The organism is Cohnella sp. (assembly GCF_041641335.1).
Lineage (GTDB): Bacteria > Bacillota > Bacilli > Paenibacillales > Paenibacillaceae > Cohnella.
Map to the genome: position 1 here is coordinate 1 of NZ_JBEPYQ010000076.1, position 12,134 is coordinate 12,134.

At 59.5% G+C, this 12,134-nt stretch carries 12 protein-coding genes; 4 read left to right on the top strand and 8 right to left on the bottom strand.

Annotated elements, in window-relative coordinates; genetic code table 11:
• The first annotated feature begins 8 nt into the window (after window positions 1-8).
• The 4 genes from proC (at window position 9) to mtnB (ending at window position 3,492) form a co-directional block, all read left to right on the top strand.
• Window positions 9-857 carry a pyrroline-5-carboxylate reductase gene (gene proC, locus ACESLM_RS21970; RefSeq protein ID WP_372634400.1) on the top strand — a complete coding sequence of 283 codons (849 nt, stop codon included), beginning with the start codon at window positions 9-11 and terminating at the stop codon, window positions 855-857.
• Between the two features lie 63 nt (window positions 858-920).
• Window positions 921-2,153, top strand: coding sequence for a 2,3-diketo-5-methylthiopentyl-1-phosphate enolase (locus ACESLM_RS21975; RefSeq protein WP_372634323.1), 1,233 nt, complete (start codon window positions 921-923; stop codon window positions 2,151-2,153).
• Window positions 2,150-2,842 carry a 2-hydroxy-3-keto-5-methylthiopentenyl-1-phosphate phosphatase gene (locus tag ACESLM_RS21980; protein WP_372634327.1) on the top strand — a complete coding sequence of 231 codons (693 nt, stop codon included), beginning with the start codon at window positions 2,150-2,152 and terminating at the stop codon, window positions 2,840-2,842. Before ACESLM_RS21975 ends, ACESLM_RS21980 begins: the two co-directional genes overlap by 4 nt.
• A complete protein-coding gene (mtnB, locus tag ACESLM_RS21985) occupies window positions 2,839-3,492 on the top strand; it encodes a methylthioribulose 1-phosphate dehydratase (RefSeq protein ID WP_372634330.1) in 654 nt (217 codons plus the stop codon). Before ACESLM_RS21980 ends, mtnB begins: the two co-directional genes overlap by 4 nt.
• Window positions 3,493-3,654: 162 nt before the next feature.
• On the opposite strand, the gene ACESLM_RS21990 is transcribed toward mtnB, so the two are convergent.
• The 8 genes from ACESLM_RS21990 to ACESLM_RS22025 form a co-directional block, all read right to left on the bottom strand.
• Entirely contained in the window at window positions 3,655-4,356 is a 702-nt protein-coding gene (locus ACESLM_RS21990; protein WP_372634333.1) for a DnaD domain-containing protein, read from the bottom strand.
• Window positions 4,357-4,417: 61 nt separating this feature from the next.
• Complete coding sequence (gene asnS, locus ACESLM_RS21995) at window positions 4,418-5,710, bottom strand: asparagine--tRNA ligase (RefSeq protein WP_372634336.1); 1,293 nt, start codon at window positions 5,708-5,710, stop codon at window positions 4,418-4,420.
• A gap of 43 nt (window positions 5,711-5,753) precedes the next feature.
• Window positions 5,754-6,968 carry an acetate kinase gene (locus tag ACESLM_RS22000; protein ID WP_372634338.1) on the bottom strand — a complete coding sequence of 405 codons (1,215 nt, stop codon included), beginning with the start codon at window positions 6,966-6,968 and terminating at the stop codon, window positions 5,754-5,756.
• Entirely contained in the window at window positions 6,965-7,837 is an 873-nt protein-coding gene (locus ACESLM_RS22005; RefSeq protein ID WP_372634341.1) for a 3-hydroxyacyl-CoA dehydrogenase family protein, read from the bottom strand. Before ACESLM_RS22005 ends, ACESLM_RS22000 begins: the two co-directional genes overlap by 4 nt.
• Window positions 7,838-7,975: 138 nt before the next feature.
• Complete coding sequence (locus ACESLM_RS22010; protein ID WP_372634343.1) at window positions 7,976-9,181, bottom strand: hypothetical protein; 1,206 nt, start codon at window positions 9,179-9,181, stop codon at window positions 7,976-7,978.
• Complete coding sequence (locus ACESLM_RS22015; protein WP_372634346.1) at window positions 9,174-9,737, bottom strand: RNA polymerase sigma factor; 564 nt, start codon at window positions 9,735-9,737, stop codon at window positions 9,174-9,176. Before ACESLM_RS22015 ends, ACESLM_RS22010 begins: the two co-directional genes overlap by 8 nt.
• A 200-nt stretch (window positions 9,738-9,937) precedes the next feature.
• Window positions 9,938-11,437 (bottom strand): AAA family ATPase, encoded by a 1,500-nt coding sequence (locus ACESLM_RS22020; protein WP_372634349.1) that lies wholly within the window; start codon window positions 11,435-11,437, stop codon window positions 9,938-9,940.
• Window positions 11,430-11,966: a hypothetical protein gene (locus ACESLM_RS22025; RefSeq protein WP_372634351.1), complete on the bottom strand. Its 537-nt coding sequence runs from the start codon at window positions 11,964-11,966 to the stop codon at window positions 11,430-11,432. The genes ACESLM_RS22020 and ACESLM_RS22025 overlap by 8 nt, the downstream gene beginning before the upstream one ends.
• Window positions 11,967-12,134: the final 168 nt, after the last annotated feature.

The following is a 12,134-nucleotide window of genomic DNA, read 5'->3' on the forward strand; positions in this document are numbered from 1 at the left end:
CTTCCCCCCTGCGGGGAGTTCGACTTTGCTTTTACGGGGCCGGCTCGATGGCGGAAGCGATTTTGCGCGGCCTGGTCGAGCCCAAGCTGGCCGAACCGGGCAGCATCTCCGTCATGAACCGGCAGAACGCCGACCGCCTGCGGGAGCTGTCCTCCCGCTACGGCGTCGTTCCCGCCGATACGGACGACAAGAAGAACGAGGCGCTGACGTCCGCGGACGTCGTCGTTCTCGGAATGAAACCTAAGGATGCCGCTACAGCGATCAAGGCGCTTAAGCCGTTGCTCCGTCCGGAGCAGCTCGTCGTATCGCTCATTGCCGGCTTGTCTATCTCTACTATCCACCAGTTGCTCGGCCGCGAGCAGCCGGTCGTCCGCACGATGCCGAATACGTCCAGCACGATCGGCCTCGGCGCGACGGGCATCAGTTTCTCCGCAGGCGTATCCGCGGAGCGCCGCGAACTGGCGCTGGCCATGTTCGGCGCCATCGGCATGACCGCCGTCGTCGAGGAGCCGCTGATCGAAGCGGTCAACGGCGTGTCCGGCAGCGGCCCGGCTTACGTCTACTATCTGATGGAAGCGATGATCGATGCCGGAGTGAAGCTCGGCTTAACGCCGGAAGCGGCCAAAGCCCTTACCGTCCAGACGGTTCGCGGCGCCGCCGAAATGGTGCTGTCCACCGGGGAAAATCCGGACGAGCTGCGCCGCAAGGTCACATCCCCGAACGGAACGACCCAGGCGGCCATCGAGACGATGGACCGGTTCGACTTCCGGGAAGGCATGAACCAGGCCATCCTCCGCTGCGCGGAAAGAGCCCGCGAAATGGGCGAGGCCATCCGCGAAGAAGCCGTCAAATCCTGATCCGCAAGCATAGAAGAGGTTGTTCCATAAGAAGATTCGCAAGGAAAGAAGGTTATCATCGAAATGAATTCCTCTGCCTATAGCCATGCCACTTACCGGCTGTACGACGACAAGGCCGATTTCGCCAAAAAGGCGCAGGGCACCGCCGTCGGCCTCACCGTAGGAAGCTGGACCGAGCTGCCGGAGGCGGCCAAGGAGCAGATGCAGAAGCATCTTGGCCAAGTCGTGTCCGTAGAGGCGCACGAGCCCGAAGGCGCGCAGCCGGGCGAACGCTATGCCGATATTACGATCGCTTACCCGGACGCCAATTTCAGCCGGGACATTCCCGCCTTCCTGGTCACCGCGTTCGGCAAGCTGTCGATGGACGGCCGCATCAAGCTGATCGACATCGCGCCGTCCTCCGACTTCCTGAGCGCGTTCCCCGGGCCGAAATTCGGCGTCCAAGGCGTGCGCGACTTGCTCGGCGTTCACGACCGGCCGCTCGTCATGAGCATCTTCAAATCCGTCATCGGCCACGATCTGGCGAATCTCCGCGAGCAGTTCCTCCAGCAGGCGCTCGGCGGCGTCGACCTGATCAAGGACGACGAAATTTTGTTCGAGAACCCGCTGACCCCGTTGGAGCGGCGCGTCGAGGCAAGCGTCTCCGCCGCCAAGGAAGCGGAGCAGGCAACCGGACAGAAGCTCATCTACTTCGCGAACTTAACCGGATCGACGTTCGAACTGAAAGCAAACGCTAAGCGGGCAATTGAGGCGGGAGCCACAGGCCTCCTGTTCAACGTGCTCGCCTACGGCTTCGATGCGCTCGCCGAGCTGGCCAAGGACCCGGACATCAACGTCCCGATCGCCGCCCATCCGGCGATGGCCGGAGCGTTCTACCCTTCGCCGCACTACGGCATCTCGGCGCCCGTGCTGCTCGGCAAGCTGATGCGGATCGCCGGCGCGGATCTGTCGCTCTTCCCTTCCCCTTACGGCTCGGTCGTGATGCCGAAGGCGGAAAACCTCGCGGTCATGGAGGCGCTGCTTGCGCCCGAGCTGCCGCAGAAGCCGTCGTTCCCGGTACCGTCCGCAGGCATCCATCCGGGCCTCGTGCCGCTCATTATGGGCGACTTCGGACCTGAGGTCGTCGTGAACGCGGGCGGCGGCGTGCACGGTCATCCCGGAGGCGCGGCTGCCGGAGGACGCGCGTTCCGTCAGGCGGTAGACGCAACCCGATCGGGCGTCCCACTGGAAAAATATGCTGAAAATCACGAAGAACTGCGCATCGCGATCGAACGGTGGGGGGTACGCACATCTTGAGCGGCACGACAGCTAAGTTTCCGCGCCAACCGGTATTGTTCTGCGACTTCGACGGCACGATCACGCTCAGCGACAACATCATTGCCGTCATGAAGCATTTTAACCCGACAGGTTGGGATTCGATCGTTCAGGAAATCATTGCCGACACGAAGTCCGTCAAGCAAGGCGTCGGCGAGATGTTCGCGCTCCTCCCTTCTTCCATGAAAGACGAGGTCAGAGACTACATCTTGGCGAGCGCGGGCATCCGTCCGGGCTTTGCCGAGCTGCTGGACTGGTGCAAGGCCCACGACGTGCCGTTCTACGTCACGAGCGGCGGCATCGACTTTTTTGTCCATCCGCTGCTGGCGCCGTTCGGCATTCCGGCCGACCATATTTACTGCAACGGCAGCGACTTCAGCGGGGACCGCATCCGGATCACGTGGCCGCACGACTGCGACGACCATTGCGACAACCGCGGCCGCTGCGGCATGTGCAAAACCGCGGTCATCCGCAGCTTCCCGGCGGATACCCACTATCGCATTCTGATCGGGGACAGCGTCACCGATTTTCCCGGAGCGAAGATCGCCGACCTCGTCTTCTCCCGCTCCCATCTGACGGACAAGTGCCAAGAGCTCGGGCTTCCGCACCTCCCGTTCGAGACGTTCCACGACGTCATTCATCATCTTGAACAAGGGGGCTTGCGCTCATGAGCTTTGCGGACATTACGACCGAAGAGAAGCGCCGGGTGCTCGGCGAGTTTACCGAAGTAAAAGCGGAGTTCGCCTCGCGCGGCTGGTTCGCCGGCACGGGCGGCAATCTGTCGATGCGGATCGGCCCCTACTCGCCCGACCGCTTCTATTTCGCCGTTACGGCCAGCGGCAAGGACAAGACGCGCTCGACGCCGGAGGACTTTCTGTTCGTCGACCAGGACGGCAAGCCGTGCGAGGCGACGACGCTCAAGCCTTCCGCCGAGACGTCGCTGCACCGCGAAATTTACCGCCTGACTGGCGCAGGCGCCATTTTCCATATTCATAGCGTGTTCAACAACATCGTCTCCGAGTGGTTCTGGGAACGCCGCGCCGTGCCGATTCAAGGCGTAGAGCTGATCAAAGCGTTCAACATCTGGGAGGAAGACGCGCGCATCGACGTGCCGATCCTGACCAACTACGCCGACGTGCCGCGCATCGTCCCGGAAATTACCGAACGGCTCGATCCGCGCGTACCCGGCCTGCTGATCCGTAAGCACGGCGTATGCGCCTGGGGCAAAGACGCCTTCGAGGCGAAAAAGCATCTGGAGGCGTTCGAGTTTCTGTTCGAGTACGTGTATCGTTGGGAGCTTCTGAACGGCCGCAAGGGCTGACTTCGAATTTGAATGCGGCAGCGCATGAAAAAACGCCTTCGGCGTCCTCTGGACGATGAATGCGTTTTGTCGGAGACGATTCAGATAAAAAAAATCCGCTTCCTCGTCTGCAATCAGCAAATGGGGAAGCGGATTTTTTTAAGAACGGCGTCGCCCCGGACTTCAGCGCCCGCCGCGAAACTTCTGCGCATGATCGCGGGCTTCGTCGACGTTCGTGACGCGGTTGCGGCTCCATTCGAGCAGAATCCGGTCGATGTAGCGGAAGCTCAGCTTGCCCGCGAACACCGATTCCTTCAGCGCGAAGCGGATCAGATCGTCCGGATACTGGTCCTGGTCGAGCCAGCCGTTCATAATTTCGTATTCCGTCGGCGTCAGCGGGCGTCCGAACTCCTGCTCGAACAGCGAGAACAGGCTGCCCGTCACCGGCGACAGCGCCGGCCGCACGGCGGCGCGATCGGCGGCCTCGGCCGTCTCGTCGGGCCGTCCCGCCCGCATCGGCAGCTCTCCTGCCGACAGCAGAGCCCCGATTTCGTAAAACAGCCCCGACAGATTATATCGCTCCGATTGAACGCCGCTCGCCGGATCGAACACTTCGTCGATCTCGACGAAGCCGAGCTTCATCAGCTTCTGCAGCGCCTGCCCCACGACCGACGGCGAGCAGCCCAATCTCTCCTGAAGCTCCTCGATTGTCGGAAATTCGTTTTGTTCCAGCTGGCGGTACGCGATCAGATGCATGAGCAGCATCGCTTCCGTATCGCTCAGCTTAAGCGCCCTGTAGGTTCGAAGCAAAGCGTACGGGATGCTGACGGCTCCGTCCATATATGCCTCCGCCATTCCCTTGGCCAAAGAACTGCGATCGTTCATCCCCCGGTTTCATCCCCTGTCTGCTCTTCGACATGTCTATGGTTCAACGTATATCGTTCGTTTACGGATAGAGCCGGTACAGCGTGCGCGGGAAAGCGATCGTCTCCCGGACGTGATCCAGGCCGCATATCCACGCAACGACCCGCTCGAGTCCGAGCCCGAAGCCCGAATGCGGCACCGTTCCGTACTTGCGCAGATCCAAGTACCAGCCGTAGGCTTCTTCCGTCAGCTCGTGCTCGGCGAATCGCTCCGCCAACAGCTCCGGATCGTCGATCCGCTGCGAGCCCCCGATAATTTCTCCGTAGCCTTCCGGCGCGATCATGTCCGCGCACAGGACGACCTCCGGGCGATTCGGGTCCGGCTTCATGTAGAACGCCTTAAAGCTCGCCGGATAATGGGTGATGAATACCGGTCGATCGAACCTCTCGGCGATCGCCGTCTCGTGAGGCGCGCCGAAATCTTCTCCCCAAGGCAGATCCATGCCGATTTCCTTGAGCAGCTCGAGCGCTTTGTCGTACGTAATGCGAGGGAACGGCGGCTTTACCCGTTCGAGCGCGGCTACGTCGCGTTCCAGCACGTTCAGCTCGGCCTTGCAGTTGCCTAACACCCGCTCCACGATATGGCCGATGAACTGCTCCTGCACGTTCAAGTTCTCTTCATGATCGACGAAAGCCATCTCCGGCTCGATCATCCAAAACTCGATCAGATGGCGACGGGTTTTGGATTTCTCCGCCCGGAACGTCGGTCCGAATGAGTACACTTTGCCGAGCGCCATCGCCGCCGCTTCCATGTAGAGCTGGCCGCTTTGCGTCAAATAGGCGTCCTCGTCGAAATATTTCGTATGGAACAGGTTCGTCGTACCTTCGCACGAAGACGGCGTCAGCACCGGCGGATCGACGAGCGTAAAGCCGCGCTCGTCGAAAAACTGCTGTATCGCCGAGATGATTTGCGCGCGAATGCGCATAATGGCGCGTTGACGCGGCGCGCGCAGCCACAGATGGCGATGATCCATCAGGAAGTCGACCCCGTGCTCCTTCGGCGTGATCGGATAATCCTTGGCGATCTGGATTATCTCGATGCCCGTTACCGCCAGCTCGAAGCCGGACGGGCTGCGCGGCTCTTCCCGCACGAGACCCGTCACGTAGAACGAGCTCTCCTGCGTCAGTTGGCCCGCGCGTTCCCATACTTCCTCGGGCACTTCCGCTTTGACCAGCACGCCTTGAATGAAGCCCATGCCGTCGCGAATTTGCAGAAACTGAATTTTACCGCTGGAACGCTTGCGCGTCAGCCAGCCCCCGAACGTTACCGTCTGACCGACATAGCTGCCGATCGTCTTCAAATCTACACGTCCCATGGACACAGCCCCTTTCCGATGCTCAATATGCAACGGCCTTATCTTATCGGCCGCCTGCTTTGTTTTTGACAAGCCGGAACGTATCCCGCGCGATCAGCAGTTCCTCGTTCGTCGGAACGACCAGCACGCTGATCCCGGAATCGTCGGTCGTAATTCTGCGCGGCTCCGAAGAGCGAATCGCGTTCCTCTCCTCGTCCAGCCGCACGCCGAAGAACGTCAACCGCTCGCAGACCGCTTTGCGCAGAACGTCCGAGTTCTCCCCGACGCCCGCGGTGAAGATGATCGCATCGGCCCCGTCCATCGCCGCGACGTACGCGCCGATATATTTGCGAATCCGGTAAGCGTACATGTCGAACGCCAGCTTCGCTTTCTCGTTGCCTTCGTTCATCGCCTCGACAACCTCGCGCATGTCGCTGCTGACGCCCGAGACCGCGATCAGCCCGCTGTGCTTGTTCAGCATCGAGCTGACCTCGTTCAGCGTCAACTCTTCCTTATTGATCGTATACGGCACGACGGCAGGGTCCAGATCCCCGCTGCGCGTCCCCATCATCAGCCCTTCCAGCGGCGTCATGCCCATGCTCGTGTCGTACGACTTGCCGTTAAGAATCGCCGTGCAGCTCGCTCCGTTGCCGATGTGGCACGTGATCAGCTTGAGCTGTTCGAGCGGTTTGCCCAGAAACTCCGCCGCGCGCTGGCTGACATAGTCGTGCGACGTGCCGTGGAAGCCGTAGCGGCGGATTTTGTGCTTGCGGTACAGTACCGTCGGAATCGCGTACAAGTACGAGATCGGCGGCATCGTCTGATGGAAGGCGGTATCGAACACAACCGCCTGCGGCACGCTCGGCAAGTTGTCATCGACCGCCGTGATGCCCATCATGTGCGCCGGATTGTGCAGCGGAGCCAGGTCGAACAACCTGCGGATTTCCAGCTTGACGCTATGGTCGACGAGCACCGACTCGCTGAACGATTCGCCCCCGTGCACGACCCGGTGGCCGACCGCCTGAATGTCCAAGATGTTCCGCAGCACGCCGAACTTCCGGTGCGTGAGCATGTCGAGCACCTTCTTGATCGCCGTCGTATGATCGAGAATTTCGCTTACTTCCCGCACTTCCGGCTGATGGGTGACCTCGTGCGTCAGGATCGAGGAATCCATCCCGATCCGCTCGACCCGTCCCGTGGCCATGGCGGTTTCCGTCTTCATGTCGTACAGCTGGTATTTGAGCGAGGAGCTCCCCGCGTTAATGACGAGAATGTTCATGACAACCGTTCACCGTCCTTGTCGTACTTGAAAAATCCGATTCCCGTCTTGATGCCGAGCTGGCCGGCCCGTACCTTCTTCTTCAGCAGAAACGACGGCCGGTATTTCAGTTCCCCGTATTCCCGGAACATGCGTTCGAGGGCGGCCAGCACGGAATCGAGCCCGAACCGGTCCGCCATCTCCAGCGGCCCGTGCTCGAAGCTGTAGCCCATGCTCATCGCATCGTCGATGTCTTCGGGAGAAGCCACCCCTTCTTCGAGCAGATGAAGCGCTTCATTGATGAGCAGGCAGATCAGTCTCGTCGTCACGTATCCGGGAGACTCGTACACCATGACGCCTTTTTTCGACAGGACGTGGTCGATGAACGATTTCGTCTTGCCGAACGTCTCGTCGGAAGTTTGCAGCCCCCGAATGATTTCGACGACATCGATGCGGAAGGCCGGGTAGACGAAATGCATGCCGATGACCCGTCCCGGATATTTGCTGACCCCCGCAAGCTCGGTCAAGCTCAACGTCGACGTATTGCTCGCCACGATCGCATCCGAAGCCAGAATGTCGTCGAGCTGCCGAATGACTTCTTTTTTACTGTCCAGCTCTTCGCTGATCGTCTCGATGACAAGATCGCATTTCGCCAGATCGTGCAGCGAAGCTTCCATATGTATTCGGCTAAGCGTCAGCTTCTTCTCCGCCGCCGTGATGGCCCATCTCTCGAGCTGACGATCCAAGCTGAGCTCCAGCATTTCCCTTGCCTGCTGAAGCTTCTCCGGCGTTTTCTCCACCAGATGCACGTCCAACCCTTTTACCGCGAGCATCTCGGCAATGCTCTGCCCCATCGTTCCCGCGCCTACTACGCCAACGACTCTAAACATAGGTCTGTTCCCTCCAACCCGATTGCTGCGATGAATTTCGCGCTCTATACAAGAATAAGATGATCGCACCCGTTCCGCATTGAAAAATCTCACATTGCGGAACATTTTATCGGGTACTCTCATCTTATCATATCACCATTATCGTGACGAATCAGCGAACCATTCTCCGAACCACTTTTTCCAGTTTTCCACGTATTGCTCCTGAATCGCCCACTGCACCATCACGACCGATTCGTTCGCGGCGAGGTCGATCGTGACCGGGGTTCTCTCCGACTCCGGCAGCCTGTACGGCACGAGCTGAATCCGATCGTCCGAGACGATGACCGCGACGTCTCCGTCCTGGGAAGTGAAGGCGTCGACCGCATCGGGTTCGATGAGCGTCACTTCGGACCAATCGAGCGCCAGAGGGACGTCTTTGACCACTTTCGTTTTTTCCAATCGGACGTCGACCGTCGGCCATCGACGGATCTCCTCGGCGTCGTACACTCCGGAGACTTTAAGGGCCTCTTTCGCCACCCAGGCGTTGTTCTCCCGCACGACAGCCCAGCGATTGACCTGCGCGGCCGGATCGTCGATGCCCAGCGCTTCGTTCAGCGAGACGTTCTCCATGCTCAGCGCGTCGAGATTGGCGGCCCGATTGGCCGGTTTCAGCGTCTGCAGCAGGTTGACGACGACGTCGCTCTGCCCGACGGTACGTCCTTGCGTGTCCACGTTCGTCGTCTGTAGAATCGAGACGTAACGATCTCCCGCATAGAGTAGTTTCTCCGTTCTTTTCAACCTAGATGCGTCCTTATCTCCCTTATATTCGGGCGCGATCGACTTGACGCCCTTCAGATGGGCGACCAGCTGTTGATCGCCTTTGCCGAGCGGATCGTCCACAGCTTCGATCTGCCAGAAATCTTGCCCGTAAGGCATCCAAATGCCTTCACCGCTGCCGATCTCCTTCAGACGATCGTTCTCCGGAGCGACCACGACCGTCCGGTAGCTGCTCCGCATATCCGTCTCGTCCTTGCGCAGCCCGATAACGACAGCCGAATGGGGAAGCTTGTTCGTTTCGTCTTCCTCGTCGGAGACGGCGGCGCTCGAAGCTTGCTCCGTCGGAATCGCCAACTCCTCGCCCTTCCGCTCGGCTCCGAAGCCGTCCCATCCCCAGAGCGCGACAGTGACGATGGCGATCAAGAGGAACGAGGCGCCGACAACGCTCAGTCTGAGAAACGAAGGACGCTTGGCTCGCCGCCTTGGATTGTCCAGATTTTCATTGATTTTCCTTCGCAGATTCTCGTCGAACCCGTTTCGGGAAAACGGACCGCTTCTTAGCTGCTCGAATAAATCTTTGTCATCCACCGCGGTTCGCCTCCTTCATTTTCGAAAGTTTCTGACGGGCGTGGAACATGCGCGACTTCACGGTTCCTTCCGTCACGTCCAGAATTTGCGCGATCTCCTTCAAGGACATCTGATGATGAGCGTATAAAATGATAACCTCCCTGTATTTCTTGGGCAGTTCGAGCACCATCGCCCACATGTCGTTCACGGCCGATTTCTCCATCACGTCCTGCTCCACGGAATGCCGCTGCCCGTAATCCTCGACGAAGTCGGACAGCGTCACCTTGCGGAAGAATGCGGATCTCTGAAAATCGATCGCGGTGTTGCGGGTAATGGTCAGCAGCCAAGTTTTGACCGAGGCGTCCCGACGAAACGCGTGCATATTGCGGAATACTTTAATGAACACTTCCTGCGTGATGTCGTCGGCGAGGTCCCATTTGCGTGTAATGCTGTAGGCGTAATTCCAGACTTCCTTGCCGTAGGCCGTCATCAGTTCGTTCAGCAATCCTTTGTTGTCGTCGCTCTCAACCATATATTTAAGGAAATCGAAATTGCGTTGGGACTCCAATCTTGCCACCTCTAATCCGTTAGACGATTCATAAACGCACTTGGTTCAATGCTATCACATTTTTAATTCGATTTCCTTCCCCCGGACGACAAATCAACCTAAAATTCCATTAAAAACACGGCTCCGACAGTCGGCCCGCTTGAGGCGGTCCTGCCGCTATGTAACGCGAAAAGACCACCCGGCACGTGCCGCAGCAGTCTTCTCGCTCATCAAGCCGCTTCGTGGGACAGAATGTCCCGCAATTGCTTGCCGGACAGCGTCTCCTCGCTGATCAGATGGTTCAGCAGCAGCTTGAAAGACGCCTTGCGCCGGTCAAGCAACTCTCTCGTCTTGTCCGTCAGTCCGCCAAGAATGGAGGCGTTCTCCGCCGACCACTGCTCTTGCGTCAGCGCCTGCGGGTGAACGATGCCGAGCTCCGACATGCCCGACTCGATCATCGTGCGGACGATCGACGTCGCCTGATCGAAGTCGCCCTTGGAGCCCGTGCTGCGGCCCCCGTAGAAAATCTCTTCCGCGACGGCGCCGCCGAGCGCGATCATGATCTGCTCCTCCAGCACCGTCTTCGTATACAGGTAGCTGTCTTGGCGGGGATGATGGCGCACGTATCCGAGCGCTTGCCCGCGCGGCGTAAGGGACACTTGCGCGACGCTGTTCGGACGCACCGTCTCGGCAACGATCGCATGGCCGAGCTCGTGGATCGCTACGCGCTCGCGCTCTTCGCGCGTCGTCTCGCGGTCCATCCGCTCGCCCATCATGACCTTGTCGATCGCTTGGGACAGATGCGCCAACGTAATCTTCTCCGCCTCTTCGCGCATCGCGTAGATCGCCGCTTCGTTCATGACGCTCTCCAGCTGCGCGCCGGAAAATCCGAACGTCTCTTCCGCCACCTTGACGAGCGAAGCGTCTTCGGCGAGCGGCTTGTTGCGGGCGTGCAGCTTCAGAATGTGCTCCCGGCCCGTCTTGTCCGGCATATCGACCTGAATGTGGCGGTCGAATCGGCCCGGACGCAGCAGCGCCGGATCGAGCAGCTCTTTGCGGTTGGTCGCCGCGACCAGCAGCACGCGCACCGATTCGTCTCCTTGCACGCCGTCCATCTCCGTCAGCAATTGGTTCAACGTCTGGTCGTACTCGCGATGCTGGCCTCCGTCCCGTTTGCCCCCGATGCCGTCGATCTCGTCGATGAAAATAATGGCGCTGCTCCGTTTCAGCTTAACCGCCTGCTGCCGCGCCTCCTTGAACAGATCGCGAATTCTGCCGGCGCCGACGCCGACGTACATCTCCACGAATTCGCTGCCGGACGCCGCGATGAACGCGGAATGCGTATACTGCGCCGCCGCTTTCGCCAGCAGCGTCTTGCCGGTTCCCGGGGGTCCGGTCAGCAGGATGCCCTTGAGCGGGCGAATGCCGAGCTTCTGGATTTTGTCCTTGTGGACGAGGAAATCCAGCGCTTCCTTCAGCTCCCGCTTCGGCTGATCCTGTCCCCCGATGTCGTCGAAGGTGAGAAATTCCGGCTTGCGGACGATCGACTTCTTGCCCCCGGCCGCTCCCATCGCCATCCCGCGCGAGCGGGAGAACAGATAGACCGCGGCGAACATAATGAGCCCCATCGCCAGAATGGCGGGAGGCAATCCGACGTACACTAGAAAAATAAGCGTAACGATAATGGCTCCGATCGCCATTTCTTTGCCGTATTCCCCGATTTTACGCATTCGGCCACACCCCCATCGTTGCAGGCTGGCGAGGAAGCACGACGAATTTCGCCGCGTCTCCGTCCCTCAAGGAGACGTATACGTTGTTCTCGTCGATGTCCGTGGTCGCCTGCACGCCGGGAAATTGCTCCGACAGCTTCTCCATCGCTTCCCGAACGCCCGAATATTTGCGGTTCTCCATCGCCTCGGCGACGTCGAACAAAGAATAGCTCCAAGCCTTGTCCAGCAGCTCGCTGCCGCGGGCCGTCACCTTCAGCTCCAATTGGCGGCTGCCGATCTCACCGGCTCCGTCCTGCTTGATCGTGCGGTACACGTCGCCCAGGTTGGCGCCCGGCGCAAGCTCGACGCTGATTCTGACGAGCGAGCCGGTCATGTCGATGTTCGCGGCTTCCACGCCGGGAACCGAGACCGCCACTTTGTCGAGCGGCTTCTCAATGCCGTAATGGCGGTAGGCGAACCATCCGCCGAACAAAATCGCGGCCGTCAACGCCGCCGTTATCGTAATCGGAATTAATTTAATTTTATTCATTCGCCGATCCCCCTCTATGAGATAAACTAGGTTGTCTGTAGCGATCGGGACTGGTCAAATAAGGTCAAACGAGAAACTCGGCCCTGTCGAGTACAACTAACAGTATATCAGGAAATGATAGACGAATCGTTAGACGATGTCTGGCAACGCAAGCAAAAACGCCCTCGA

Bases quoted from the DNA above. Each gene is read 5' to 3' on its own strand.
- ACESLM_RS21975 (WP_372634323.1), top strand. From the start codon at position 921: ATGAATTCCTCTGCCTATAGCCATGCCACTTACCGGCTGTACGACGAC.
- mtnB (WP_372634330.1), top strand. From the start codon at position 2,839: ATGAGCTTTGCGGACATTACGACCGAAGAGAAGCGCCGGGTGCTCGGC.
- ACESLM_RS21990 (WP_372634333.1), bottom strand. From the start codon at position 4,356: ATGAACGATCGCAGTTCTTTGGCCAAGGGAATGGCGGAGGCATATATG.
- asnS (WP_372634336.1), bottom strand. From the start codon at position 5,710: ATGGGACGTGTAGATTTGAAGACGATCGGCAGCTATGTCGGTCAGACG.
- ACESLM_RS22000 (WP_372634338.1), bottom strand. From the start codon at position 6,968: ATGAACATTCTCGTCATTAACGCGGGGAGCTCCTCGCTCAAATACCAG.
- ACESLM_RS22005 (WP_372634341.1), bottom strand. From the start codon at position 7,837: ATGTTTAGAGTCGTTGGCGTAGTAGGCGCGGGAACGATGGGGCAGAGC.
- ACESLM_RS22020 (WP_372634349.1), bottom strand. From the start codon at position 11,437: ATGCGTAAAATCGGGGAATACGGCAAAGAAATGGCGATCGGAGCCATT.
- ACESLM_RS22025 (WP_372634351.1), bottom strand. From the start codon at position 11,966: ATGAATAAAATTAAATTAATTCCGATTACGATAACGGCGGCGTTGACG.